Below are 26,963 nucleotides of genomic sequence, written 5' to 3' on the forward strand. Positions count from 1 at the left end.
GCCGGCGGCGATCCTATGAACCCAGAGGAGTAGCCAGCCATGACGCTCGAACAGTTTGTCGGGGCAGCGCTGATGCTGCTGTTCCTCGCGGACATTTTCCTGACGGTCCTGTACGCGCGAGCTGGAACGGGACTACTCGCGCCATACTGTACGCGAGCGGTCTGGGCGCTGCTTCGCAGCTGTGCGAAGTTGTTCGGCCGGCGTCGTGGCACGCTTCTATCGCTCGCCGGCCCGCTCATCGTCGTGTCGCTGATCGGCTTCTGGGCGCTCGGACTGGCCGTAGCGGCGGCGCTCGTCATCCAACCCGAGCTTGGCACCGGGGTCCGGCCATCGAGCGGGAACAGTTCGACCGACTTTATCACGGCTCTTCTTGTTGCGGGCAACAGCCTGTCGATCGTCGGCGGTGGTGATTATGCCCCGCATACGTCCGCCACGCGCATTCTTTTCCTGATCAACTCGCTCATTGGTGCGTCGGTGCTGAGCCTGGTGCTGAGCTACCTCGTCCAGGTCTACTCGGCTCTTCGAGAGCGCAATGCGCTGGCGCTGACGATCGACCTGATGACAGGCGGTACTGGCGATGCCGCGGCGATGCTGGCGCGACTGATGCCCGACGGCGATGCCGACGACGCCACGAGCGAACTCGGCAACCTCGTGCAGTCCCTCGCAGCCACGAAGGAAGCACATCATTTCTACCCGCTATTGTTCTACTTCCGCTTCGAAGAGCCGCGCTATGCTGTTTCCCGCTTCACCTTCGTCCTCCTCGATCTGATAACGCTGACCGAGACCGGGCTCGATTCGCACCGCTACCGGACGCTTGTGAAGTCCGCGCCTGTTTCCGCGCTGCGGCAGGCGGCCTTCATGCTGCTGGAAACCCTCGACCGAAACTTTCCGTCCGCAGACCATTACACGGCGGACCCGAGTGCGACGTGGCGGTCGCGACAGACCTACGTTGCCGCTACCAAGACACTAGAGCGCGCAGGCATTGCCCTGCAATCGGACGGCATTGAGCGATACATTGTCGGCCGCAGCAAATGGGAGCCACTCGCCCAGCGAGTCGCCTCGTCGCTCGGCTACACGATGGACGAGATCGATGGCCGTTATGTTCGTTCGGAACCAGAGAGCACTGTTCTTAGGTCGCACTGATGCATGATAGATCGGCTGATACAAGGATATGAAAAGGGGTTGGCTTCTGGGCTGTCGCCAAGCGCGCGACAGTCCGGGACGGTCACCGCAGCTGACTGTCCTTGCTGCCTCGCCGATTAAACGTAGCGGCGAGAGGCCGGTCGCGACCGCTCTGACACGTTATGCAGGTCCGCACGCCGGGCAGCGCTCGGCGCCGACCGTCGGGGATGTCGTCGCCGCAGATTGTGCAGAACGGTTCACCCGTTCCGCTTGGCATGCTTGCGCGTGCGGCCAACACTGCGTCTGCCACGGAATCATCGATCTGATCCTGCACCGCGCCATCGCGCGCCCAACCACCCGCCATCTGCCTCTCCTTACCTGACACATATGGGGACCGGAGTGCGCCTATGCCAATGCTAGCGCTTCAACCTACGTCTGCTTCCGAGGCAGCCGTTCTTGTGATGCAACAACAGCCCTGGTGCGGCCGGCCGCTCTGTTCCTCCCTCAGAAAATCGCGGTCGCGTTGAGCGACACGTACTTTGTCCAGCGGCCCAGCGGTGCGTTCGGCGCCGTGCGCAAGAACTCACCCTTCGCGAAGAGGACGGCGTCGAGCTCAAGGCGCAACGCCTTCGACAGTTGATGCCGCACCCGCCCGTCGAACTGCGTTCCCGCGAACGAACCCGATCGGCCGGCTGCGTCGCGCAAGCCTGTAGAGGAGAACGCGTCCTGTCCAGCCGCCAGCCAGAACGGGCGGAGCGAGGCCATCAGATCGGTCCGTTTGTCAGGCGTCGCCTCGATCCGCACGCCCGGACTGACGAGATTGCTGCGGATGATCGCGTTGTAGAGCCCGGTGGGCGCGAGATCGGCGCGGCGCATCCCGAACAGCGTGTCGAAGCGCCCATAGCCACCCCCGGCCGATCGCCGCTAGCTTGGTCGTATTCAACGGCAACGCGGGGCTTCCAGCCGCCTTGAAACGTGTAGCCGATGTCACCGTGCACGAACCAGGCGGCACCGTCCTGGCGCGGGGCGGTGGCGGCCAGGCCCGTGGAAATCCCCCCACGCTGGACGATCCCTTCAACTTCGTAGTCGACGCCGCCTGCAATGGGGTCGGCGATGATGCGGAGAGCGCCCGTGTTGAGGGACCGGTCGCGTGTCGGTCTGCCTGGTCGGTCGCGCCCGCCGCGATGGAAGAACGAGGTTTCCGCAGTCGCACGGCCGATTGTCTTCGATCGGCTCAGCAGTCCGCCCCAAAGGACGAGGCTGAAGCCCTCGCGATCCGGTGCGACGCTATTACGTCTCAGCGAGGGCACGTCGTCGGGGCGGCGCTGTTGCGGCAGCACGTAGATGGCGGTGGACCTCCACCCACCGCGCCAAGCAAGATCGGCCCGGACGCCGGTGTAGCCGTTGGTGGTGTTTCGATAGTCGTCGGCCGCGACCAGCCGGCGTGAGCCGAGGTTGAGCAGCAATCGCCCCGCCTGGATCGTGGCGGCGGTGCCGCGCCCGAAGGCGGAGGTCGGCTTCCATTCGGCATAGGCTTGGACGAGTTCGAGGGTGTTCACCTCACCGGTCGACAGCGGCGTGCCGGCATTGTCACCGTAGACGCGACTATCCCACAGTTCGCCCACGACCTAGACAGGGCCGTCCTCATATTGCGCCGCCAACGTGGTGCGGAGGTTGAGCAGCGTATTGCTCTCGTTGAAGCCGGCCCACGCCTGACCATCGATGGTTTCGACGCGGAGGCGGGTGGTGCCGCTCACGCTGACCTGCGCCACGGCTGGCCCGCATGGCAGCGCTGCCGCCAACGCGGCGAGGATCGTGATCTTTCGCATCAGCCGATCAGACCGAGGAAGTACAGCGCCAGTCCAGCGACAGAGCTTGCCGCCAGAGTAATAATGATCCCGGCGCGCAGCCAGAATACCGCGGCGACGGCTGCCGCCGCGAGCAGCGTCGCCCAGGGGTCGAGGCTGGAAAGCACGGGCGCGTCGAAGTGGATCGGACCCGCCGCTATCATCGTCGTTTCGCGGAACAGCGTGTGCAGCGCGAACCACACCGCAAGGTTGAGAACGACGCCGACTACCGCCGCAGTGATGGCGTATAGCGCCCCGGCGACCGCGGTATTGCCGCGCAGCCGCTCGATGAAGGGCGCGCCGAGGAAGATCCACAGGAAGCACGGCACGAACGTCACCCAGGTCGCGAGCAGCCCGCCGAGCGTGCCGGCCACCAGTGGCGACAGCCCGCCGGGATCGCGATAGGCGCCGAGGAAGCCGACGAATTGCAGGACCATGATGAGCGGCCCGGGCGTCGTTTCCGCCATGCCGAGGCCGTCCAGCATCTCCTTCGGCCCCAGCCAGCCGTAATTCTCAACCGCCTGCTGCGCGACATAGGCGAGCACGGCATAGGCGCCTCCGAACGTCACCATCGCCATCGTCGAGAAGAAGGTCGCGATGCGGCTGAACACGTCATCGGGTCCGAGCGCGATCAGCAGCGCCGCGACCGGTACGAGCCAGAGCGCCAGCCAGACCAGCGCCGTGCGGATCGTCTCGCCCCACGTTGGCCGCGCATGGGCCGGCAGATCCTCGCCCAGCAGCGTGTCGGCATCGGCCACGACCGCGCCCTTGGATGCGCCGTGTCCCCCGCCCCGGAAGGCCGTGCTGCCCTGCCGGGCGGACCACCATCCGATGAGACCGGCACCCAGCACGATCAACGGAAAAGGCGCACCGACAAAGAAGATCAGGACGAACGCCAGCGCGGCAAGCGCCCTTGCCGGCGTCGACTTGAGCGCCCGTCCGCCGATCCGCACTACTGCCTGAAGCACGACGGCCAGCACCGCGCACTTGAGGCCGAAGAACAGCGCTGAGACGACCCCGACCCGACCGTAGAGGACGTAGACCCAGCTCAGCGCCATGATCGCAACGACGCCGGGAATGACGAACAGCACGCCGGCGACGATGCCGCCCTTCGTGCGGTGCATCAGCCAGCCGATGTAGGTGGCAAGCTGCTGCGCCTCTGGCCCGGGCAGCAACATGCAATAATTGAGGGCGTGCAGGAACCGCTGTTCACCGATCCAGCGTCTCTCGTCGACGAGGATGCGGTGCATGACCGCGATCTGCCCGGCCGGACCGCCGAACGAGAGCATCGCGATGCGCAGCCAGACCCAAAAGGCTTGGCCGAGCGTGACCGGCTCGGGGCGCGCCGAGGTTGCTGCTTCCGCCGTCACCGTAGTCATGCCGACGCCTTGCCGCGCGACGGCTGATGCGAGGACCAGTTGTGCTTTTCGCCCTGCGCGTCGCGGCACCAGCGATAGAGCGCATCGTACACCACCATGCCTGCCTCTAGCTGGACGTGGTCATCACTATGGATGCGGGACAGGCCGAGCGAGATGGCGAGCAGTCCGGCGGCTTCCGGCACTAGGTCAAGTCGATCGGTATCGGCCCCGCGGACGATCGCCGCCAAGCGCATCAGCGGCTCATGCTTCTCAAGTCCGAATGCTTCGACCATCACATCGAAGGTGCAACGCTCGCCGCGATGGCTCCAGAATACGCCTTCGTCCGCGACGTCGAACGGCTCGGCCTGCTGCTGCGTAGCGACGGTCAACACCTCGCCGGGAGCTACGAACAGGAAGCGAGCCTCGGGATCGACGAAGCGTCGGATCAGCCAGGGACAGGCTATGCGATCGACCTTGGGCCTCACCCGCGTGACCCACCATGTGCGTCCGTCCTCGTGACGGGGTGGCAGATGGGCGAGCGATACGGTCGGCAATGCGCCTGCCGCCCATGCGGCGAAACCACCTTCCAGTACTTCGGCCGCCACACCCTCGCTGCGCAATATGGCCGCTGCGGCGACTGCCGAACCATTGCCGTCGGCGTCGACCGTTACGACGGCAGAGCCGGCGGCATAGCCCCATTCAGTCGGATCGGGATGGGCTGGAAAGGTCGACCCCGGAATGCATTCCGCAACTCCGTCGCGCAGATCGACGACGCGAGGCGCGCTGGCGGATGCGATAAGGCGGGCAAGTTTGTCGGGTATAATGGCGTTTGCAGCAGGCATGACGCGTCCCTTGCGTGTTCGTGCTGGACGCGATGCTTTAGCTGACGCCTCGTGGGGAGATCGCGATCCCCATGCGCCTAGTCAGCCATGCTGGAAAGAACTTGTCAACTGACTGCGCCGGCCTTCCGATCCTCGCGATCGACGAATTCCGAAAGCCATCTCATTCCCGGCTCACCGTCGTTTTTGACACAGCTCGTTTGCCGCCATGCGCGGTCGCTATCGAGAGTGTTCCCTTCGCATTTGGCATGAACGAATGGCTGAAGTTGGGACGCGCGCGACGGGGCGTGAGCGTCCGCAACTGGGTCGGCGTTACTCCTCGCTACTATCACTGTGTAGCTTTGAGAATGACCTCGACCGTCTCCTCCGGCATGTCCCACATCGGAAAATGACCGCTGGACTCGAACCAGTGCAGATCTGCGGACGGGAACGCAGCTTTTGCGCGCGCCGCCTGACCCGGCAGGCAGAGCCTGTCGTGCCTGCCCCATCCGATCACGATCCGGCCAGTGCTGTCGGCAGCAGGACCGGTCTGCTCCGGCCCGGTCGCAAGGTCATGGACCAGCGCATCGAACGTCGGTGTCGTACTGAGACCGGTCAGCTCGGTCGCCACCAGCTGCGGATCAAGCGCCCATGGATGAGCGGACAATTGGGCGAGCAGGGCAGTGCGCGAGGCCGCGTTACCGCTCAGCGTCGGTAGGGCGGGTCGGATCGCCCGCAACAAGCGGCCCGAGATGCCGATCGTGGTCTTGAAGAAGGTGCGCTCCCAACCACGCCAGAACCCACCCGGGTCAAGCGCGACGACGTTGCCGACGACGCCGCGCCTGGCAAGTTCGAGCACTATCCGTGCACCCATCGAGCTGCCGACGACGTCAATTCCGGTCAGCTCGTGTTTCTCGATATAGCGCTGGACGCTCCCGACCAGACCGTCGAACGTCCCGCTATCGTGCTCCGCCGGGGTCGCGCCGTGGCCGGGCAGGTCGATCGCGATCACCGCTCGACTGGCGCTGAGCGAGTCTAGAATGGGGCTCCATGACCGTGAGCTTCCGCCCAGACCGTGGACAAGCAGCAGTTTGCGGCCAGAGCCGCGGTTGATATCGTGCATCTCGTTCCATTTCGGTTATCTGAGACGGCTCAACGAGCACCGTCCGTGCATGGCACCAGTTGATCTGCGAGCTGCCGTGCGCCGGTCGTCGCGGCGCTCGATCTTCAAAAAGGGATCGTACGCCGCCACGACGATGAGCGATGCGCAGCTTAGCCGTGCGGACGCATGACCACCTTGATGACGCCGTCCTCCTTGTCGCGGAACCTGGCGTACATCTCCGGCGCGTCCTCAAGGCTGGCAGGGTGCGTGATGACGAAGCTGGGGTCGATCTCCCCGGCCACGATCTTCTCCAACAGCGGCTTGGTGTAACGCTGCACATGGGTCTGGCCGAGCTTGATCGTCAGTCCCTTGTTCATCGCCGCGCCGATCGGCAGCTTGTCGCCCATGCCGACATAGACACCGGGTACCGACACCGTGCCGCCCTTGCGACAGCTCATGATCGCCTGGCGCAGCACGTGGACGCGGTCGGTAGCGAGGAACATCGACGCCTTGACCTTGTCCATAACGGCGTCGGCCGCACCATGGCCGGCGGCCTCGCAGCCGACGGCGTCGATGCAGCTGTCGGGGCCACGTCCCTTGGTACGGGCCTGAAGTTCGTCAAACACGTCCGTCTCGGCAAAGTTGATCGTCTCGGCACCGCCGGTTTCCGCCATCACGAGCCGCTCGGGCACCTCGTCGATCGCGATCACGCGGCTCGCACCCATCATCAGCGCGGAGCGGATGGCGAACTGGCCGACCGGTCCGCAGCCCCAGATCGCGACCGTATCACCCGGTTCGATCTGCGCGTTCTCGGCGGCCATGTAGCCGGTCGGGAAGATGTCCGACAGGAACAGCGCCTGATCGTCGGTGACGCTGTCGGGGATCTTGATGGGCCCGATGTCCGCCATCGGCACGCGGAGATACTCGGCCTGACCGCCGCAATAGCCGCCCAGCATGTGGCTGAAGCCGAACAGGCCGGCGGGCGAGTGCCCCATCGCCTTGGCGGCCATCTCGGCATTCGGGTTGGTCCGGTCGCATGCCGCGAACAGGCCCTTGCGGCAGAACCAGCAGTCGCCGCAGCTGATCGTGAACGGCACCACCACACGGTCGCCGATCTTCAGATTAGTGACCTCGGAGCCGAGCGCCACGACCTCGCCCATGTTCTCGTGACCGAGGATGTCGCCTGCTTCCATCGTGGGCTGGTAGCCGTCGAGCAGGTGTAGGTCCGAGCCGCAGATCGCGCAGGCGGTGACCTTGATGATCGCGTCGCGCGGGTGCTTGATCTCGGGATCCGCGACGGTGTCGACGCGGACGTCTCCCTTACCGTGCCAGCAAAGTGCGCGCATGTTTCTTCTCCGTGTGAGCAGGAGCTCTGCCAGGATCGGAAAAGCGACTGAACCACTTCAACGTCTCGTCGCACGGAACGGGCTCGCACCTATTGCTTTATGTGAACGGACTTCCGGTTTTAAGCAGGAGTGAACGACACTCGACGTCCGCAACCGGGTCGTTAGCGGACGTCGCTGCCGGATGCCCGCGGCGGAAGTCCCCTCCGCCGCTGACCGCCCGTAGGCGGTAACGGACGGAGCAGATCGACCGCACGAACGGAGGTTGCCTTAGCCACGATCGCGCCGCCCTGATCTATTTGATTGCTTCTGCACAAGCGTCGTTGCATTTGACAATGATCACCCGCTATCAACAGACCTAGAGAAGCTATTTGTCACAGGAATTTGCTCCTCATTATTTCCGATCTCGTGCTCAGATTGCAAGGTTGTGGGCGGATCGTGCAGTTGATAGCTTTATTATAGAATTTTATACTTCCCTTGCCAGTGAGTGCGACAAGGCTGCTGAAAGGTGGCCCGTTGATCCGTGCGCGCGGGCTTGTAAGGCAACAACTCGTCCATCCTAGGGGCGCACTCAGATCGCGGCGGATGGCTCTGTCAAAGCTAATGCACCTGCGCAGGTGATCGGGGTAGGGCGAGGCATGCCTCGCCCACGCAAGCCAGCCAGCCCGTTCCGCTACTTCAACTCGGCGCCTGAGGTGATCCGGCTGGTGGTGTTGATGTACGTGCGTTTCCCGCTGTCGCTGCGGAACGTGGAGGACCTGCTGTTCGAGCGCGGGATCGACCTCTGCCACGAGACAGTGAGGCTGTGGTGGAACAGGTTCGGTCCGCTGTTCGCGGGCGAGGTACGGCGCCAGCGGGTGAGTAGAATGCGCGGCTATCGTCATTGGCGCTGGCACCTGGACGAGATGTACGTGAAGCTGAACGGCGAGATGGTCTACCTGTGGCGAGCGGTGGATCAGGAGGGCGAGATCCTCGAGAGCTACGTCACCAAAACCCGCGACAAGAAGGCGGCGCTTGCCTTCATGAAGAAGGCGCTCAAGCGCCACGGCTCGCCCGAGGCGATCACCACTGATGGTCTGCGCTCCTACGGTGCGGCGCTGAGCGAACTCGGCAACCGCGAGAAGCAGGAGGTGGGTCGCTGGGCCAACAACCGGGTGGAGAACTCGCACCTGCCGTTCAGGCGGCGAGAGCGGGCGATGCTGCGGTTCCGGCAGATGCGAACGCTACAGAAGTTCGCCTCGGTCCACGCCAACGTCCACAACCTCTTCAATCACGAACGCCACCTCGTCGATCGCCAGACCTACAAGCAGCGCCGCTCCGCGGCGCTGGCCGAGTGGCAGGCGCTCGCCAGCTGATCCGACGCGAGCCGGCGGCGAGGTGCATCGTGTGGAGACGAGTCCGCATTAGACTGACAGCACCGACTCGCCGCCTACGAAGCCCTAAGTGCATCGTGTAGAGACGAGTTCACGTTAGACTGACAGCACCCAAGCGCGCAAGACCTACGATATCGTATATTGGACGCAGATACCGGCCGACGGCCATTTCGCCGCGTTGGGGCAACCTGAGTCGCTGCTAGCTGCTATGCAGCGCCAATTCGTTGCAATGAGCAAATCATGTGACGCGTTTTCGATTTCAAAGACTCTGAGCCAGACGGTTCGACAACGATATGAAACGGGCGGCCTGACTCGGGAGGGGGCAGGGGCGTCGGAGAGCTCGCTTCCGGGTTCTCGCCACATGGAAGTGGCCCGTTCGTCGAATCGGATCGCGGTCAGTAACCAAAGACGCTTAGGTCACGTTCCGCTGCTGCTGTGATCGCAAAGACGCGCGCTGGGACGATCGCCATGGCTTACCCTCGGATCACCTCGCAAGTTGGCGATGAGCCCGTTGAGATGTGAGCCACACCCAAACATGACGCGCGCCCATTGAACTGCGGTTCGGGCAGCCGTAGCGATCTTGATGGATACAAGAACGGTCGACGGGGCGAGTCAGACGAGCGTTGACGTTAGAAACGAGAACAGCGGCTTGTTGTGGGACGTTCTAGTCAGAGTTATGGTTAAATCGGCCGTGCTCGGAGTGGACCGATAGCAGTACCGAGCTGAACCCTATATCTTGATCTTCACTCCCGCCGCGAAGGTCTGGCGGTAGAACTCGCGTTGGATCGGCCGCTCAGCGGAACCCTCGTAGAAGCGCAGCGGTGTATTGAGCAGGTTGCGCGCGGTAGCGTAGATCGCGACGCGCGGATCAAGGTCATGATTCGCATACAGGTCGAGCGTGAAACGCTTGTCTTGGTAAATGTCCGTCGCAGTGCTTCCGCCGATGCCAAACAGCGCCTTTGAGTCGTAGAGGCCCGCCAGGCGGATCTGTGTGCCGCCGCGCTCGTAGAACAAGGTCGCGTTGCCGCTGAAGCGGAACGTGCCCGGTAATGCTCGGCTCGCCTCGCCGTCGCGCAGGGCGACGCCCGAGTCGACGTAGGTGGCGTTGGCATCGATCCCGAAGGCGTCGAGTGGAGCGGGGAGGCCGCGAAACCGATCCACGAGGTTTGCCTCGACGCCGCGCGCGTAGGCACCTGAGACGTTTTCGAAGGACTGATAGGTGAAGATGGCGGTCGAGCTGTAGGGAAGGTATGGCGCCCGGAACGTGCGCGAGACGATGTAGTCCCGAAACTGCTTGTCGAAGACGCCGAGCGAGATAATGCCGTTTTCCGGTAGATAATATTCCAGAGAGAGGTCAAAGTTGTTGCCGAAGGTGGGCCGAAGGTTGGAGTTGCCCGTCGTTACCGCCTGATTTCCGACGTCGACTTGGCCGCTCTGGATGGTTTGCAGGAAGCCGGGTCGCGCTACTCCCGTCGAATAGGTTGCCCGCGCGACGAGCTTGCTCGTCAGGTCATAGCGAAGCTGCAGCGTCGGAAAGAGGTTGGTGTAGCTTTTGCGAACCTCGTTGAAGCGCGGTGTCGAGTCCCCGTTGACGTCGGTCAGCGTGACGTAGCCGCCGTATCTTGATACCGTGTGCTCGACGCGGACGCCGGCGAGGACGCCAAGCTGCCCGAAACGGCCCGTATATTGGGCATAGCCGGCCGAGACGTCCTCGCGATCGTCGAAGCTGAGCTGGTCCTCGCCGAGGTCGAGCGGAGCGAGTTCGCCGCCAAAGCGAGACGCGACGGTGCCGGGATCGATGGCAGGGCCGATGTCGTAGCGGCCGCCGTAGAAGATGACGTCACCCCCGTGGGAGAAGTCCGTCAGGGGGACTGTCCCGTCCGTCGCGGGAGTCTGAGCGCGGTCTGAGACGTAGGAGAGCTTGCGACGCAGTCGGAGCTTGCCACCCACCTTGATCTCGTCGCCGTCGACGAGATTGGGCGAGATGGCGACGTTGGCGGCGAAGCTGTGCTCGAGGTCGCGGTCAGACTCGATCTGATTGGTGACGCCGGCGAGAACGTAATTGGCTGGATCGGCGAGGTTTAGCGGGCCGGTCGTGAACACGGGCGCGTTCGGATCACTGGTATTGTCGTAGGTGATCGGGAACGGCGCGGCCGGGTTGGCGCCATCGCCCGGCCCGGAGAAGGTCGCATTGCGATCACGATATTTCCGGTAGGTCGAGCGCGAGAGCGCCGCGAACCAGTCGAGCCGCACGGAAGGCGCGACATGGTGTTCGCCGCCGATCTGCAGAAGCAGGTTACGATGCGCCTCTTCCTCGTCGCGCAACGTCCTGACGGCGGAGGCGTCGGTTACCGCAAACCCGCGCGGATCGCCCGCCGCCATCAAGACGACACCGCTGCCGTTCGAGCCGTCCAGCCCGTCTATCTCGAGCCGCTGGCGCTCGACCCGCTCCGTATATCCGGCGATGCTTCCTCGCAGGAAGAAGCGTTGTCCGGCGTCGGGCGTCACGTCCAACTCACCCGTAGCGCCGTAGCGGCGACGCAAATACTGGTAGCGGCGCAGCTCCAGCGCCGTGAACGCCTTGTCGGGAATCGTGGGCTGCTGATGCGAGTAGGCGGCCTCCACGTCATCGACTCCGCGTCGATCATCGTGTCGGAAGAGGTTGACTACCATGTGGAAAAGGTGGTCCCCGGAGGCGTTGACGCCGAACCCGCCTCCGAGTGTCACGTCTGCCCGATAAAGCCCGGTACGACGAAGGAGTTGATAGCCGCCGCCAAGCGTCAGGTCCAGGAAGGGGCGGTTGCGTCCGATCGCACTCCGGGGAGTGAGCTCGACCGAGCCGCCCAGGCCCTCGGCGTCGTGATCGGGCAGCCCGGTCTTGATGACGGATATTCGGTCCACCGCTCCGATCGGCACCGTGTCGAACTCGACCGCCCGTCCGGCTGCGTTGAAGTAGGTGCCGCCCGGCTGCGTGTTGAGCAGGACCACGCCGCCGAACGTTGCCCCGTTGAGGTTTCCGTCGAGCCCGCGAATGTTGACGAAGCGCCCCTCTCCGGTGTCGATCGAAAGTGAGACGCCAGGGATGCGGCCTAACGCCTCCGCAGCGTTGTAGTCGGGATATTTCGCGATTGTTTCCGCTGACTGCACGTTCACGATGTTGGCGGCATCGCGTTGTTCGGCGCGTGCGGTCTCCGCCGAGCGGGCCCTAACCATGATATCCTGCGGCGTGTCGTCTGCTGAACCGACAACTGCCCGATCTGTCGCATTCACCTGCGCGTGGGCCACCGTAGGGCGCGCGGCGAAGATCATGAGGGTTGTGCTTGTGGCCGCGAGAAGTGCGTGCTTGGACAAGGCGGTAACTCCGTCGATCTGTAACGACGGTTATTGACACTGTGTGACGGTTCAAATGATTGGCAAAAATCAATCTTCAACGGCGCGAACCGCGAAGGTCCGGTCACCTATGGGTGGACGGGTCCGGCTGCTGACAAGCGCTGCGGCCACTGCTCGCCGCGGCGCGCCACTTCGCATTTTACACAATCGCTACAAGTCGCCTCTGGTAGCGCCAGGCTTCGATGTTTTTTGCCCATTATTTCTTAATCAGAATGCAGGCTCGATGCAGGGGTGGATCGGGAAACTCAGCGGTTTTCTCGTCTTGAAGCTACGGCAAAGCGCGTGAGGTCAGTTAGAACGATGTTGGGAGCCGTTGTCGTAAGCCGGCGGGAGCGATACCCGCTCCTGCCGGCATCCGCCGTTCAGCTCCGTTCCCCCAAGGGTTTCACGACCAGCACCCGGAACGTCCCTGGCTGCGGAACGGGCCGGCCATTCGGCGTGGGCGAGGGCGACATCGAGGCGGTGGGAAGGTAGATCGCGCCGGTGTCGGGGTCGAGCGCGCCCGTTCTCGCCCCAGCGGCCGTCTTGACCCGGCCGGTCCGACGGACCTTCGGTCCGTCCAGCGACAGGATGTCGAGCACACCGTCTTTGCCACAGGGCACAAACGCCAGGCGACGTGCGGCGTCGAGGATCACGGCATCGGGTCCTCTGCCCGTCTCGACATAATCGACGATGCTGCGCGTCTTGGCATCGACGATTGCAGCCCTCCCGTTCGCGCAGGCAGCGATGAGGCGGTTGGTCTTGCGGTCGAAGGCTAGGCCGCTCGGGGCTTCGCAGCCGGGCATGGCGACGGGCTTCCCGACCCGTCCCCGGCGAACGTCGACCACCTCCATCTCGTTCGCGTCCTCGTCGTTGACGAAAAGCGTTCCATTAGTGGCCAGCGCCGCATATTCGAGCGCTGGCTTGACGATGATCGTCCGGATCTGCCGCGTCGATGCAACGTCGATCATCGAGACGGACCCAGCGTCCGCGTTCATGATGAACGCGGTACGACCGTCATCGGACAAGATCGCGGCGTCCGGCTTCGCTCCTACTCTGAGCCGGCCGACTTCCCGGCCGTCCTTCGTGGAGAGGAAGCGGACGGAGGCGTCGTCGCCGCTCGTGACCAGAAGGCGGCCGGCCGGGAGCGGTACCACCGCATGGCCGTGCGCGATCGTGCCGATCGTACCGACTTCTTTCTCGCTTGCGGTGTCGAACACGCTGACCGTGCTTGTCCGCGCGACGTAGAGGCGGTGAGAACCCGGATCGACGCGCGCATAGTCCCACCCGCCCGCATCGGAGCCCGCGATCGAGCCGGTGACGTCATAGCGCCGCGGGACGCCGGCGGAGGCGCCGGTATGGCAGATCAGCAGCGCGCCGATAATAAGTGTCTTTTTCATGAAGGTGTCCTCCTAAGCCGACCAGGGGATGCGTGACGGGATGTGAAACAAGGGAGCGTCGCGGGTGCCTTCGACCGACGTTCTCGCCGACGAGTCGCGCGCGCGACCAAGGCATCGTGCCTGCCAGCGGCTGCCGCGTTGACCCGGCAATGGTAGACGTTGCCGCGAGTAAGACCGCCGCGATGAGGAGAGCGAGCGTCACGAGGTTGCTTCCTCGCGCCCGGCTCGATCATCGTCGTCGGTGCGCGACAAGGTGAGCCGTACCAGCACCGGCATGGCGAGCAGCACGAGCGGATATTGGATGAGGAGACCGGCGATGATCGCGATGGCGAGCGGCTGCTGGATGCCAGAGCCCTGCCCGATGGCGAGAGCGAGCGGCATCAGCGTGAGGATCGCGGCGAGCGTCGTCATCGTGATCGGCCGGATGCGGTTGCGGCTTGCCTCGCGGGTGGCCGCCGCGGCCGGCATGACGCGGCACAGCTCCTCGAACTCCGAGACGTAGAAGATCGCCATCTCGGTGCCGATGCCGATGATCATCGTCATCCCCATCAGCGCGGTGATGTTGAGGTCGACTCCCGCGAGCCAGAGCGCGGTGAAGACCCCCGTCGTCGACAGCAGCGAGCAGCCGATGATGATGATCGGCAGCCAGAACCGCCGGTATAGAACGAGAAGCAGCACCAGCTCGGCGACGAGCGCGGCGCCGAACACCTTGACGAGGCCCGCGAACGCGATCTGTTGCTGCTGGTAGAGGCCGCCCAGCTCATAGCGGATGCCAGGCGCGAGAACACCGGGCCGGTCGAGCGCCTTGGTGACGTCGGCGATGGCAGCGCCGATGCCGCGGCCCTGTATCCGGCCGGTCACGGCGACCATCGGCTCCAGATTCTCCCGAGCAATCTGCGGCTGGCCGACCAGCGCCTGGATGCTCGCCACGCGAGATAGAGGGAACATGTGCCCGTCCGCCGCACGGATCGGCAGCTCAGCGAGACCCGCCTGGCTGATCGTCATCGCCTGCGGCAGGCGAACCCGGACGTCGATGGCCTTGTCAGGCCGGGCGAGCGTCGTCGCGATCGTCCCGCTGAGCGCGGTGGAGAGCTGGGCCTCGACGTCGGCCGGGGCGACGCCCTCGATGCCGGCGCGCACCGGGTCGACGCGGACGTCGAGCGCATCGCCCGCGAGCTGCACGCCGTCCTTCACCTCGACGACTCCGTCGATCTTCTCGATCAGCGCGGCGACCTTCTTCGCCTGGGCGTCGAGCACGGTCGGATCGGAGGAATATAGCTTCACCTCGATAGGCTGGGGCACTGCCGTCAGATCGCCGATAAGATCCTCGATGAGCTGCGCCACTTCGACCTGAACCCCAGGCACCTTGGCCGCGACCTCGTCGGCGATGGCCGCGGCGACCTCATCGGTGGGCTTGCTGTGGTCGGGCTTCAGCCGGACGAAATAGTCGCCATGGTAGCTCTGGCCGAGGTCCCCGCCGAGGCCAGTGCCGAGGCGCCGCGAGAACGTCAGCACCTCCGGATCGGCTTGGAGCAATCGGTCGACCTGGCCGATCTGTCGCCCGCTCTCGTCGAGCGAGGTGCCGGGCGAGGTATAATAGTCCATGACGAAGCCGCCTTCGTCGGCCTTCGGCATGAAGCCCGTCGGCACCTTGGAATAGCCGATATAGCCGATCACGAGCAGCGGCACGAGGATGACGATCAGCAGCCATGGGCGGGCCGACAATTTGTCCAGGCTCCTGTCGTGGACCGCCGCGAGCCGACCCTCGCCCGCGACGCCGGGATCGCGCCACTTGCGGAAGTCCACCAGCGCGCGGACGAGCACGGGAACCACGAAAGCGGTCATCGCCCAGGAAATCGCGAGCGCAGCCGCCATGGTCACCGACAAGGCCTTCGAGAACGCGCCGGTGACGCCGGTCAGGAACGAGAGCGGCAGGAACACGATGAGCGTGGCGAGGCTTGAGCCGGTGAGCGGCGCCATGAACTCGCGGGCCGCCGGGATAACCGCAGCGTCTCCCGCCACTTGGCCCTTCGCATCTGCCTCGCCGGCGCGCCGCGCGATATGCTCGACCATGACGATGACGTCGTCGATGAGCAGACCGACGGCGGCGGCAATTCCCCCTAGGGTCATGATGTTGAAGCTCATGCCGAGCGCGCTCAGGACCAGCATCGTCGAGGTGAGCGTGGCGGGTACGACGATCACCGCGACCAACGTGACCCGCCAACTGCGCAGAAAGAGAAGCAGCACGAGGGCGGCGAGCACTAGGCCGATCAGCACGGCGTCACGGACACTCGCGACGGATTGGGTCACGAGTTCGCTCTGATCATACCAATTCACCAGCTTGACCCCGGGGGGGAGCTGCAGCGTTGCAAGCTTCGCCTGTACCTGGCGCGCGATCTGCACGGCATTGCCGTCGGGCTGTTCGTAGATGTTGAACAAGACCGCCGGACGGCCGTCCTCGACGATGCGCTGCCAGACTGGCGCCGCGCCGTTCTGGACGGTCGCGACGTCGCGCACGCGCACGACGCCCGTCGGCGCGGTCTTCACCACGATATCGCCGAGCTGGGCGGCATCGGCAACGCTCCGGTCGGCGATCACCAGCGACAAGCGTCCGCGGTCCTGCACCTGGCCGACCGCACTCAGGACGTTCCCGTTGCGTATCGCCGCCGCCAGGTCGGTCATCGCGACGCCATAGCTCGCCAGCCGTTGCGGATCGGCGAGGACCTCGACCTCGGCGGTGTCGCCACCCTGCACACCGACTCGGGCGAGGCCGGGGACCGAGGAGAGCAGCGGGGTGATCTGATAGCGTGCGAAATCCTGCAGCTGGGCGGGATCGGCGGAGTCGGAGACGAGGGCGTAGGAGATGATCGGGAAGACCGTCGGGTCCATCCGCCGGACGTTGTACTGGGTGCCTGCGGGTAGCGACGGAAGGATGCGGCCGACGGCCGTGTCGACGAGCAGGGTGCTCGCGATCATGTCGCGGCCCCAGCCGAAGTCGATGGAGATTTGTGCCGTGCCGCGCGCCGTCTCCGAGCGGACGTTGTTCACGCCGGGGATGGCGCGGATCGCCTCCTCGACCGGGCGGGTCACGGACAGCGCGGTCTGGTCTGCCGGGCGACTGCCGGAATCAAGATCGACTACGACTCGCGGGAACGATACCTGCGGGAATAGACCGATCGGCAGCGACAATGCCGCCACGATGCCCGCCAGCGCCATCGCCAGACCAACGAGGACGAAGGCGCGCGATCGCGTGCGGAGGAGGCGCTCGAGCATCAATTGCTCCTGACAGCGTCGCCGTCGGTGACCTGATAGGCGCCGGCAACGATGAGCGGCAGTCGAGCGGAAAGCGCTCCCTCAACGACGTCGCCCGCGTCGGACGTCAGCCGCACCGCGACTGGGACAGCCTTCGCTTTGCCGCTCTCGACCTGAAACACGCGCGGGTTGCCCCCCGCGGTGACGACCGCCGCGTGGGGGACAACCCATCCGACGATCTTGCCGGTACGGATGTCGACTTGCATCGGCTCGCCCGGGAGCAGTGCCCCTGTCGGGAAGGAGAGATCGACGTCGACCATCTTGGTCAGGGCATTCAGCGCGCCGTCCACGCGCACCACCTTGCCGTCGAGCGTGCCGCCTCCGGAGAGGCGCCTCAACGACGCCGACTGACCCACGGCCAGCGCGCCGCGTCGCGAGGGATCCACTCCCACGCTGACAACGATCCCGCTCGATCGTGCGACGGTCAGGATTGTGGCGCCCGCTGCAGTTCGGTCACCCTGCGCGACGGCTACCGCGGTGACCACGCCATCGAACGGCGCGACGACCATGCGGCTCGCGGCACCCGCGCCGTCCGCGCGCAACGCGGCAAGTGCAGTTTGCGCATCCGAAACGGTCTTGTCGGCCTGCACGAGCTGGTCGGTCGTTGCGAGCTGCTGGGCGAGCAGCTGAGCTGTGCTGGCGCGCGTCTTCCGGGCAGCCGCCAAGGCACTCACCGCTTGCTCATAGGTGCTGCGCGAGGACGGAGCGGTGACGAAGATCGCCAGCGACTGCCCGGACCTGACCACGCTGCCTGGAGCGACAAACAGGCGGGCGACCTGCCCGGGTTGCGCCTCGTTGAAGGTGCGCATCCCGATCTCGGAAGGTGCCACCGAGCCATAAGCCGTGACGATAGCGGGCAACGCACCTTGGCGAGGTGCGACGGTAGTGACGAGGACGCTGGGACTCGGCGTCGCGCTCGCTCCCGGCGTGCTGGACGTATCACCGCACGCTGCGACCGGCAGCAGGAGCAGGGTGACGGAGATTCTCATACGGGTAGGTATCACCGGATCGTCCCCGCTTGTTCGGCGGGAAGGTCAATCGTCGGCAATCCATCTCCCACCAGCGTCTGGAGGGCGATCTGACGATCGAACAGCGCGAGCTCCAAGGTCATGATCTCCTCTTCCTTGGCGAAGCGATTGGAGACGAGGTCGACATAGCCTCGCTCGTCGATGTTGGCGGCGCCAAACGCGGCTTGAGCGCGCGCGGCAGCGATACGCGCGGCGGGCAGATCCCGCCGGGCAACCGCCAGCTGTGCTGCGAGCTGCTCATATTCCCTCAGCAGCGCGCCGACAGTGCCGGTCGTGCCCGCGATACGAGCCGCGTAATCGGCATGGAGCTGTGCACGGGTCGCGCGAGCGACGGCGATATTGCCCTGGTTGCGATCGAAGACGGGAAGACCGATCTGCGCGGTTGGACCGCCGTTGATGACGCGGGCATTGTCGCTCGAAGCGGAGCCGCCAAGGATCAGATCAGGAAATTGCGACAGGATCGCGACCCGCAGCTGCTCGTCCGCAGCGGCATAACCGAGGCGAAGCGCGAGAAGATCGGGCCGCCGAGCGGGCAGCGTCGACAGTCCGGCGCGAATGGCGATCGGATCGAACGCCGGAAGGTCGGGCGCGAGAGCGAGCGGAACGACGGCATCCGGCGTGAGGTTCAGCAGCGCGTTCAGCTGGTGACGCTGCGCCAGCAATGTCTGGTCAAGTGCATCGAGCGACGTGCGGGCAGCCTGGAGGGCGACCCGGTCCGGCGCTACGGTGATCAGCGTCACCGTACGGACCGCGAGCGCGCGCTCGAGCTTGTCGTTGCGGCGGGCCAGGAGTTCGTAGGCGGCTACATAAATCGGGCGATTTCGCTCGGTGATCATGATGTCGGTGGCAATCTGGCGCGCCTGGCCCGCGACCTGCCATTCCTGCCAGACGAGGTCGGCCGCGACCTGCCTGCTGCTTGCCGCGGCGGCGCGACGACGCGCCCGATAGGTGATCAGGCTCTTGATGTCCTGTGCCAACCCGAGGTTCCAAGCGGGAACCGTGCCTGCCCCCGAGAGTAGCGGCAGGAAGGCGCCGGACAGCGACGGGTTGGCGAGGATCGCAGCCTGGGTCGCCTGGCCTTCCGCGATCCCGCGCCTCAGACGGGCCGCGCGCAGATCCGGGTTGTTCGCGAGCGCGAGAGTCACGACATCGCTGATGCTGAGACGGCTCCCGATCGCTGTCGCAGCATCCGCGCCATCAAGGGCGGCGACCGTGGGCGCGAGGGTCGCTTCTCGCGCGAGAGGGAGCGGGGTGTAATGGGCGCACCCCGCCAGCAGCGCCGCAACCAGGAGCGGGGGGATCCGCCTCGTCGTCTTCCGCAACATTCGTCTGCGAAGCCTCCTCGCCGGCGTCGGCTTCCGCCGTGCCAGCCCGTCGCTGATGATTAATCTGGCTTCTTGCCCTCGACCGCGTTCTCGAGGACCGCGCCGCTGCGCGCGTCCACGCCGGCCTCGTAGGTCTTGCCTCGGCTGGATATGTCGAACGAGTAGCGAAGCCCGCTGCCGCCCTTCTCTCTCTCCAGCTCCTCGTCAGTGATCCGGCCAGGACGAACCCTCAATGCCAGGCGTCGCGCCGCGGCGATCGGGAACTTGGCCTCCGTCGCGAGACGAGCTTCCTTCTTGGTGAGCGGCGCTGCCGCTCCAGGGCTGCAGAGGCTCGCCAGGAGTGTCACTCCGATGGTCGCTTGTGTCTTCCGCATCGTTCACCTCGCAAAGCTGAGTGCGCCTCGACAGGCGGTAGACGGTGGCTTGTTGCCGGGCGGTGAGGTGAAGATTGATTATCGCCAATCGGCGGCGTGACGAGCGGGGTTCGTGGTCGCGACCATCCGCACCGGCCGTGATCAAGGCGGTGACGCGTCAGCCGCGCGCGACGATGAGGATCGAGGGCGTAAGGTCAGTGACAAGTCGGCGGCGACCGCATCGTGGATCGGCGTCGGTACACGAGGCGAAAGCGGTCCGGTCCCGTCCTGATGCAGGCCACGAGCGCGTAGCCGGACGCGAGCTCCCGCTCCAAGACGGCACGCGTGAGAGGATTGCCGCCGCGGAAGTGCGGCAGATTGTCGACGATGGCCTCGGGCCCGGAACGCATGATACGCGCCACCTCGAGCACCGGATCAACGCCGAGCGAAGCCGAGTTCTCGTCGTTGGTCGCGAGATGCCCGGGAAACGCCCATCGAGTCGGCAGACACGAGCCAGTCAACATGTAAAGGGCGGGATAGCTGTCATATACGTAGATGCAGCCGCCGTGCTCGACACGTGCGGCCGCCGCGACCCGGGCCACCTCAGCCGCTCCTCCCTTGTGCGCGGCGCTGATTGCCAAGACCGCTTGCCCTCCAGCTGCGCCAGTCACGAGCAGCGCCACTGCCCAGCGGTGTTGCGCGATGCTGGTATCCACGCTGCGTGCGAACAAGAGTGATAAGGGTAGCAAAAGAGGCATCGCATAATGCGGGCTCGCAAAACGCCAGTACAGAATAACGCCTGCGAAAGATGCGGCAAGCCATAAAGCGCTAAAGATCATGAAAGCAAGATCGCGTTTTCGCAAAAAAAAAGCGGCGCAAACCGAACGCCGTAAGTAGAAGGGGAGGGGCTAGTATGGCGATGATCAGTATGAATCCTTGCGCTTGCAGCTCCGTATCGCCTCGCCCCTGCGAGAAGGCAGACTGAAAATTTGCGAAAAGAAATCTAGCGGCCTGTCCGATCCACGCGTGATAGAGGAACGCGACGATCGTCGGCAACAACGCTAAAATAGGCCAGATAAGGGTGTATAGAAAAATGGAGAGTACGCTGCGCTGGAATCGTAGCGCGAGAAAAACCAGCCAGCAGCCGAAGAACACCCCTTCGAACATGGTACTATACTTGATTTGCAGCGCGAGGCCGACCAGGGCATGGCGCCAGCCCCGCAGCGTAGCGGGTCGCGCTGGCGCGACGCTCGCAGCACCAAGCTGGCAGCACCTACCATCAAAAGATTGTAGAAAACGGGCGACTGTCCGCCCTCGCCCTCCATGAAATTCAGCCAGCTGATGTAAAACAAAGCCGCCATCAGTGCAGCAGATCTTCCGACGTAGTGTTTGGCGATGTGATGCAGGAGAAAACCCGTCGCCGTGACGAAGGTCAGCGCGACCAACTTATATCCAAGAAAGCCGTCTCCGCCGAGGGCGCGCGCTGCCGCGTAAATCAGGAAGAGGCCAATGGGCTTACGGTCGAAGATGTCGACGTAAGGCAGCATGCCATGCAGGAAACGGTCGCCGACAAGCAGGTAGAACTGCTCATCAAAGCCTACGACCGGATTGGAGAACGTCTGGGCGCGGGAGACGATCGCCCAGCATAATATGAGAATGCCGGCAGGCATCCGGCTGGCTAATCCGACCCCGACATGAGCGCCGGGCCGCCACATCCTCGCCTCGATCATCTCGCCCTCATTCTCGCCAGGCTCCGGTGCGATCGATCCAGCGTCGATCTAGGTGTAGCGCCGTGATGTTGGCGGGGGGTGAGAGCGAGATTGATAATTGCCAACTTGTCATCGACTCACCCGTACGCGATGGTTCACGCATGAAGCTTCTGCTGCTGGAAGACGATCGTGCGATGCGGGAGCACCTCGAGCGGGTGCTGGTCGAAGCCGGGCACGTCGTCGACACATGTGAGAAGGGGCAGGACGCTCTCTTTCTCGCCTCCGATAGCGACTATGGCGTGCTGATCCTCGATCGGATGGTACCTGGCCTCGCCGGTCTCGAGGCGCTCAAGGCGCTGCGGGCCGCAGGTATTCGGACACCCGCACTGTTCCTGACCGCCATGAACGGCGTGGAAGACCGCGTTGAGGGACTCGAGGCCGGCGGCGACGACTATCTGGCTAAGCCGTTCGCTGCCAGTGAGCTGCTCGCCCGGATCAACGCGCTGGGGAGGCGCCCGCCGATCACCGGAGTCGCGACCGAGATTACGGTAGATGATCTCGTGCTCGATCGGATGCGTCGCATCGTGACGCGCGCGGGCCGACGGATCGACCTGCAGCCGCAGGAGATCAGAATTCTCGATTACCTCATGCTGCACGCCGGAGAGGTGGTCACGCGGACGATGTTGCTCGAGAACGTATGGTCCTTCCACTTTGATCCGAAGACCAACATCATCGAAAGTCACATGAGCCGTCTTCGCGCCAAGGTGGACCGGGGCTTCGGCCGTGAGCTGATCCAGACGGTACGCGGGGCGGGTTATAGGCTTGGTGGGCATTAGGACGCGTCTACCCGCCGCGTTGCACAGCGCGGCGTTCCGCTTCGGTCTCATGCTCGCGGCACTTGTCGCGATCGGCGCCGCCGGACTGTTGTTCGCGGTCGAGCGTCAAGTCGGCCGTTATGCGAGCGAGGCGACCACGGGGATGCTTCGCAGTGAGACGTCGGTACTCGTGGGCGAGTACCGCGAGCTGGGATTGTCCGGCCTTACCGCCGCGCTCGCCCGTCACCGCGGCAATGATCGGGATCCGCCGTACCGCTATCTGCTTCTCGGCGCGGCAGGCGAGCGCCTCGCGGGTGACCTGCCGGCGAGCGCGGGCGAGCTCAGCCCCGGTGCCGGAAACGTTCGGGTCTTGGAAGACCATGCCGGCGTGAAGGCGTACGAACGGCTCGCCACGCTGACGACTCGCTTGAACCAGAACCTGACGATGGTGGTCGCGACCGATAGTTTCGATGTTCAGGACCTTCGCGGCCGCCTTGACCTCTTCACCTTGTGGAGTGGGCTGGCCATCGCCGCTTTCGCTCTGGTCGGCGGATACGTGGTCGGACGCGCCTTTCTTCGTCGTCTTCAGGAAGTGAATCGCGCGATCGATCGGATCGTTGCGGGCGAACGGACCGAGCGACTGCCGATGATCGGCTTCGGCGAGGAGTTCGACGAACTGGCCCGTAATCTCAATTATATGCTGGATCGCATCGCCGCCGCTATGGAGGCGCTGCGCCAAGTATCGACCGACATCGCGCATGACCTTCGCTCTCCGCTGACACGGTTGCACCAGCATCTCGAGCGCATACAGTTCGACGGCGCCTGTCATCCCACGGCGATCGAGGACGCGTTGGCGCAGACTGCCGGCATGCTGTCGACCTTTGAAGCGCTGCTCCGGATAGGCACGGTCGAAGGCGGCGTGGGCCGCCAACGGTTCCGTATGGTCGACCTCTCCGAGATACTCGATCGTGTCCATCAAGCCTATCTACCAGTCGCCGAGGATGCCGGTCAGGTCTTGACGGCGGATCACGCTGCGGGCGTGACGATCCTCGGAGAAGCTGAGCTGTTGGCGCAGCTCTTCACCAATCTTATCGAGAACGCGATCGTCCACACGCCGCAAGGAACGAGGATCGCGACGCGCCTGATCGTGGTGGGCGACATCGTCACGGTCGATGTGAGCGACACTGGCCCCGGCATACCCGCGAGCGAGCGGGCAAAGGTATTCGGTCGCTTCCATCGCCTCGACGCCAGCCGCTCTACGGCGGGTGCCGGTCTGGGGCTGTCGCTGGTCGCTGCAATCGCGGGGCTCCATGACGCCAGTCACGTCATTCCCGACACGGAAGTCGGCTTGTGTGTGCGGATCAGCTTCCCGGCGCACCGGCAGAGAGCGGTGTCGCCCACCTGAGACCGAGCGCCGCTTGCGCAAGTCTGCGGCGATTTAAGTCCAGCATGACGCTGATCCGGCTCGCGCGTCCCGCCGACGACGATCGCAGGCGAGCAACTCGGCTCGGCGGAGTCCCGGCGCAACGATTGGAGCGGCCGAAGACCCTCCGCGCATCGACGATCGCGCTCCGCTTGCTCGATCATGTCGCGTCCGACCGGAAGCAGCGCGGCGTGCTGCGATCCATGAGGGCTGGGCGATCCGGCGTGAAACCTACGCCAGTCAGTGGCACGAACATGGCCCAGCCCAACGAACACACGTCGACGCGGCCGTCGGCTTGCTTCGTGTAGACGTGGAGGTGCTCGGTGGCGGTGGAAAGACCGATCGGCATCACCAGGCGGCCACCGACCCGCAGCTGCGCGAGCAAAGGTGGTCTTCCCCTGGTAGCGATGATGGCGTCGAGCTCGCGAGCGACATGCGCGCCTGACAGCGAGGTGTCCGCCACCAGCGCCAGCGGAGCGCAGCGACGCGCGCGCGTAAAGTCGTCGACCACCGCCAGGATGCGCATACGTCGGCCACTGATCAGCGTGTCGCTGACGAAGTCGAGGCTCCAGCGCTGGTTCGGTCCCTGTGGCAGCGCCATAGGCGCTCGGGTGCCCATGGCTTGCTTTCGACCGCGCCGGCGCCTGACCCGAAGGTTCTCCTCGCGGTACAGCCGCAGCAGCTTCTTGTGGCTCATGACCAGCCCCTCGCGAGCCAGCATGATACCCCGCCGCCGATAGCCGAAGCGGCGGCGCTCCGCCGCGATCTCGCGCAGCCGCGACCGCAGGTCGCCATCATCACTACGCCGGGGCGCGTAGCGCACCGACGTTCGATCTACGCCGAAGATGGAGCATGCCCGACGCTCGCTGATACCGAAGCACTGCCGAGCCTCCTCTACAGCTCTCCGGCGAGCGGCAGGCTTTACCAGTTTTTTGCTGCCGCCTCCTTGAGCACGGCGTTGTCGAGCATCGCGTCCGCCAGCAGCCGCTTCAGCCGCGTGTTCTCGTCCTCCAGCACCTTCAGCTTGCGCGCCTGCGACACGTCGATGCCGCCGTATTTCGCCTTCCAGGCGTACAGCGTGGCGCTGCTGATCCCGTGTTTGCGGCACACCTCGGCGGTCTTCATCCCGCCCTCCTGCTCGCGCAGCACCGCGATGATCTGCTCCTCGCTGAACCTGCTCTTCTTCACATCCGTCTCCTCACGACGGCGAACTCTAGCTCAAACTGGCGTAAATTCAGGGCAACACGTCAGGAGCCAAATCGGTGGTGGGCGCGGTAGGAGGTTCCGCAGATACGGAAAACGACGGGCGGGGCAGCTAAATTGAGTTAGTTAAGGCAAACGGGCGCGCCGATGAAGGTAGTTCTCATCGAACCCCGCCACGGAAGCCAGGGCTGACGGGTTCAGGATCGAGATCGAGCCGCGCCGCATGCTGATGATGTCGCGCGTTCGCAGATCCCTCAGCATGCGGTTGATGTGAACCGGTGTCATGCCGAGTGCGTCGGCCAGGATGATCTGAGAGAACGGAACCTCGAACGCCGCCTCGGTGACGTCGCTCCAGCGCGCACGGACGAACAGCTCGCAGATGAGGTGCGCGACCCGCTCCAGGCTGGAACGCCTTCCCATGCTGACGATCCAGGCCCGCAGCGTCCCCTCGTCGGCTAGTTGGGCGACATACATGGCGCGAGCGATGCCGCGGTGTTGGTCGAGCATCTCGTCCATCTCGGAGCGCGAGATGGTGGCGACGCGCGCAGCGGTGATCGTCTGGATACTGTGGTCCATCTCGGCGAGTAGACTGATGTGAAGGTCGCAGGCGTCACCTGGCATGAGGAAGGCCATGATCTGGCGCGATCCGTTTGGCAGGATCTTGTAGCGCATTGCCCAGCCATCGAGCATGACAAAGACCGGACCTGGCCGATCGCCCTCGCGGATCAGGTCTGTTTTCGCTGCAACTTTGCGCCCTGCCGTCGTCGCCCGCATGAGCGCGGCGACCTCATCGACCGAGAGATCGACGTAGTGGCTGAGCTTGTCGATGAAGCGGTTCTGCATGCGCCCGAACCTACGGCCCCTTCCGGCAATAGATATATCACACCTTTGTTATACACGATCAATATCGCTCTGGCGGTCGGGCACCGGCGCTCTTATGGTATAGGCATCGTCGACACGTAGCGCAGGCGCCGGCGGCTGGAAGGAATCTGCCTTTCGCCTGGCGCAATCGAGGACGATGGTCACCATGCCGGACAATGTGAAGCCGATCGCCCAGGTGGAGGATAAGACTCGCTATGACGCGGCGGGAGAGGCCGCTTTGTTACTCGTCGAGAGCCTTATTCATGAGCTGATCGACCGGTCAGTCCTGTCGGTCGATGACGCCGTTAAGACGGTCAACGCTGCGGTCGAGATCCGCCTTGAGCTAGCGGATGATCGTGATGAGAGCCGCAAGACAACTGAACAGTCTGTCTCACTATTGATGGCCATATATCAGAGCTTGCTTACATATTCGGGTGCGACAATCTAAGTCCAAATACTGATAAGGCGAATTTCAACTTTACTTTGCGAGCCAGTTATCAGGTCAAAAGAGTAGCGTAACAGCGGCAAGGTAGAAAGGTATGTGCAAGTACGGCGCGCGATAAAGACAATCATTGAAGGATGTTCAGCCAGCCTTCGACTCTTAACAGGGAGCGATCACCCTTTCCGGCGAGCCTCCACGAGAGCTACCGTATGTTGGGCAAGCGCCCTTAGCTCGGCTCTCTGCTTCTCATCCAGCGCAACTCGCGGCTCACTGTCCATAACGCAAATGGTTCCAATCCGGACACCGCTTGCCATTCTCAGCGGAGCGCCGGCATAGAACCGGATGTTGGGCGCGCCCGTGACAAGTGGGCTGGTTGCAAACCTTACATCTTGAGTCGCGTCTTCGACAACAAACACGTCGGAACCACGAATGGCGTGCGTGCAGAAAGAAATCGCTTTTGGCGTTTCTTCCGGCTCGAAGCCAATCCGGGCTTTAAACCATTGGCGTTCTTCATCGATTAAAGAAATTAGCGCTATGGGCGTGTGCAAGGTATGCGCCGCGCGCCGCACGATCCTGTCAAATTCGACCTCATTGGGGGTGTCCAATATGCCGTAACTCTTGAGCGCGGCAACTCGGGCCGATTCAGGCTGATCCATCTGCATAACGTATGATGACGCAGAACGCCGAGCCATGATTGACATGTGATAAGAAGCGCGCCTTCTAGCGCGAAAAGAGCTTGTCTGAGGATCAGATCAGCCAG

At 64.2% G+C, this 26,963-nt stretch carries 22 protein-coding genes and 2 pseudogenes; 5 read left to right on the top strand and 19 right to left on the bottom strand.

Annotated features, from left to right (window positions below; all coding sequences use genetic code 11):
- The first annotated feature begins 39 nt into the window (after positions 1-39).
- Positions 40-1,143 carry an ion channel gene (locus QBJ89_RS02275; protein ID WP_277978927.1) on the top strand — a complete coding sequence of 368 codons (1,104 nt, stop codon included), beginning with the start codon at positions 40-42 and terminating at the stop codon, positions 1,141-1,143.
- Positions 1,144-1,225: 82 nt separating this feature from the next.
- Here QBJ89_RS02275 and QBJ89_RS02280 read toward each other — a convergent pair whose 3' ends face one another.
- From QBJ89_RS02280 to QBJ89_RS02315, 7 genes and pseudogenes are all read right to left on the bottom strand, one after another.
- Positions 1,226-1,486, bottom strand: a complete 261-nt coding sequence (locus tag QBJ89_RS02280; RefSeq protein ID WP_277978928.1) for a DksA/TraR family C4-type zinc finger protein — start codon at positions 1,484-1,486, stop codon at positions 1,226-1,228.
- A gap of 140 nt (positions 1,487-1,626) precedes the next feature.
- A pseudogene (locus QBJ89_RS02290) lies at positions 1,627-2,747 on the bottom strand (alginate export family protein).
- Between the two features lie 3 nt (positions 2,748-2,750).
- Positions 2,751-2,951 carry a hypothetical protein gene (locus QBJ89_RS02295; RefSeq protein ID WP_277978931.1) on the bottom strand — a complete coding sequence of 67 codons (201 nt, stop codon included), beginning with the start codon at positions 2,949-2,951 and terminating at the stop codon, positions 2,751-2,753.
- Positions 2,951-4,348, bottom strand: coding sequence for a chromate efflux transporter (gene chrA / locus QBJ89_RS02300; protein WP_277978932.1), 1,398 nt, complete (start codon positions 4,346-4,348; stop codon positions 2,951-2,953). Before chrA ends, QBJ89_RS02295 begins: the two co-directional genes overlap by 1 nt.
- Positions 4,345-5,169, bottom strand: a complete 825-nt coding sequence (locus tag QBJ89_RS02305; RefSeq protein WP_277978933.1) for a chromate resistance protein ChrB domain-containing protein — start codon at positions 5,167-5,169, stop codon at positions 4,345-4,347. Before QBJ89_RS02305 ends, chrA begins: the two co-directional genes overlap by 4 nt.
- Before the next feature lie 325 nt (positions 5,170-5,494).
- Positions 5,495-6,268 carry an alpha/beta fold hydrolase gene (locus QBJ89_RS02310; RefSeq protein ID WP_277978934.1) on the bottom strand — a complete coding sequence of 258 codons (774 nt, stop codon included), beginning with the start codon at positions 6,266-6,268 and terminating at the stop codon, positions 5,495-5,497.
- A 149-nt stretch (positions 6,269-6,417) separates the two neighbouring features.
- On the bottom strand, positions 6,418-7,593 hold the full coding sequence (locus QBJ89_RS02315) for a zinc-dependent alcohol dehydrogenase (protein WP_277978935.1): 1,176 nt from the start codon (positions 7,591-7,593) through the stop codon (positions 6,418-6,420).
- A gap of 635 nt (positions 7,594-8,228) precedes the next feature.
- On the opposite strand from QBJ89_RS02315, the gene QBJ89_RS02320 reads away from it, so the two are divergent.
- Entirely contained in the window at positions 8,229-8,945 is a 717-nt protein-coding gene (locus tag QBJ89_RS02320; RefSeq protein ID WP_277978936.1) for an IS6 family transposase, read from the top strand.
- 747 nt (positions 8,946-9,692) lie between these two features.
- Here QBJ89_RS02320 and QBJ89_RS02325 read toward each other — a convergent pair.
- The 8 genes from QBJ89_RS02325 to QBJ89_RS02360 form a co-directional block, all read right to left on the bottom strand.
- Positions 9,693-12,272, bottom strand: a complete 2,580-nt coding sequence (locus tag QBJ89_RS02325; RefSeq protein ID WP_277978937.1) for a TonB-dependent receptor — start codon at positions 12,270-12,272, stop codon at positions 9,693-9,695.
- A 443-nt stretch (positions 12,273-12,715) separates the two neighbouring features.
- Positions 12,716-13,732 (bottom strand): YncE family protein, encoded by a 1,017-nt coding sequence (locus tag QBJ89_RS02330; RefSeq protein WP_277978938.1) that lies wholly within the window; start codon positions 13,730-13,732, stop codon positions 12,716-12,718.
- A gap of 198 nt (positions 13,733-13,930) precedes the next feature.
- Positions 13,931-17,005: an efflux RND transporter permease subunit gene (locus QBJ89_RS02335; protein WP_277978939.1), complete on the bottom strand. Its 3,075-nt coding sequence runs from the start codon at positions 17,003-17,005 to the stop codon at positions 13,931-13,933.
- On the bottom strand, positions 17,005-18,033 hold the full coding sequence (locus QBJ89_RS02340; protein WP_277978940.1) for an efflux RND transporter periplasmic adaptor subunit: 1,029 nt from the start codon (positions 18,031-18,033) through the stop codon (positions 17,005-17,007). Before QBJ89_RS02340 ends, QBJ89_RS02335 begins: the two co-directional genes overlap by 1 nt.
- 11 nt (positions 18,034-18,044) lie before the next feature.
- Positions 18,045-19,397: a TolC family protein gene (locus QBJ89_RS02345; RefSeq protein WP_277978941.1), complete on the bottom strand. Its 1,353-nt coding sequence runs from the start codon at positions 19,395-19,397 to the stop codon at positions 18,045-18,047.
- A gap of 59 nt (positions 19,398-19,456) precedes the next feature.
- Positions 19,457-19,771, bottom strand: a complete 315-nt coding sequence (locus tag QBJ89_RS02350) for a PepSY domain-containing protein (RefSeq protein WP_277978942.1) — start codon at positions 19,769-19,771, stop codon at positions 19,457-19,459.
- 194 nt (positions 19,772-19,965) lie between these two features.
- A complete protein-coding gene (locus tag QBJ89_RS02355; RefSeq protein WP_277978943.1) occupies positions 19,966-20,589 on the bottom strand; it encodes a hypothetical protein in 624 nt (207 codons plus the stop codon).
- A gap of 222 nt (positions 20,590-20,811) precedes the next feature.
- A complete protein-coding gene (locus QBJ89_RS02360) occupies positions 20,812-21,480 on the bottom strand; it encodes a hypothetical protein (RefSeq protein ID WP_277978944.1) in 669 nt (222 codons plus the stop codon).
- Positions 21,481-21,620: 140 nt separating this feature from the next.
- Here QBJ89_RS02360 and QBJ89_RS02365 point away from each other — a divergent pair, with 140 nt between their 5' ends.
- The gene (locus tag QBJ89_RS02365) at positions 21,621-22,295 is read left to right on the top strand and encodes a winged helix-turn-helix domain-containing protein (protein WP_277978945.1); all 675 of its coding nucleotides are present in this window, start codon (positions 21,621-21,623) and stop codon (positions 22,293-22,295) included.
- A gap of 19 nt (positions 22,296-22,314) precedes the next feature.
- Positions 22,315-23,679 carry a sensor histidine kinase gene (locus QBJ89_RS02370; RefSeq protein WP_277978946.1) on the top strand — a complete coding sequence of 455 codons (1,365 nt, stop codon included), beginning with the start codon at positions 22,315-22,317 and terminating at the stop codon, positions 23,677-23,679.
- Positions 23,680-23,857: 178 nt separating this feature from the next.
- On the opposite strand, the gene QBJ89_RS20170 is transcribed toward QBJ89_RS02370, so the two are convergent.
- From QBJ89_RS20170 to QBJ89_RS02380, 3 genes and pseudogenes are all read right to left on the bottom strand, one after another.
- Positions 23,858-24,046: a hypothetical protein gene (locus QBJ89_RS20170; RefSeq protein WP_431522500.1), complete on the bottom strand. Its 189-nt coding sequence runs from the start codon at positions 24,044-24,046 to the stop codon at positions 23,858-23,860.
- A 30-nt stretch (positions 24,047-24,076) separates the two neighbouring features.
- A pseudogene (locus tag QBJ89_RS02375) lies at positions 24,077-24,885 on the bottom strand (IS3 family transposase); the annotation flags it as partial.
- A gap of 141 nt (positions 24,886-25,026) precedes the next feature.
- The gene (locus tag QBJ89_RS02380) at positions 25,027-25,743 is read right to left on the bottom strand and encodes a Crp/Fnr family transcriptional regulator (protein ID WP_277978947.1); all 717 of its coding nucleotides are present in this window, start codon (positions 25,741-25,743) and stop codon (positions 25,027-25,029) included.
- A 175-nt stretch (positions 25,744-25,918) separates the two neighbouring features.
- Between QBJ89_RS02380 and QBJ89_RS02385 the strand changes: the two genes are divergently transcribed.
- Positions 25,919-26,209 (top strand): hypothetical protein, encoded by a 291-nt coding sequence (locus QBJ89_RS02385; RefSeq protein ID WP_277978948.1) that lies wholly within the window; start codon positions 25,919-25,921, stop codon positions 26,207-26,209.
- Between the two features lie 167 nt (positions 26,210-26,376).
- Here the strand turns inward: QBJ89_RS02385 and QBJ89_RS02390 are convergent, their stop codons facing one another.
- Complete coding sequence (locus QBJ89_RS02390; protein WP_277978949.1) at positions 26,377-26,859, bottom strand: GAF domain-containing protein; 483 nt, start codon at positions 26,857-26,859, stop codon at positions 26,377-26,379.
- Positions 26,860-26,963 lie beyond the last annotated feature (104 nt).

The sequence above is a fragment of the Sphingomonas phyllosphaerae genome, from assembly GCF_029623345.1.
In the GTDB taxonomy this organism is placed as follows: Bacteria; Pseudomonadota; Alphaproteobacteria; order Sphingomonadales; family Sphingomonadaceae; genus Sphingomonas; species Sphingomonas phyllosphaerae_C.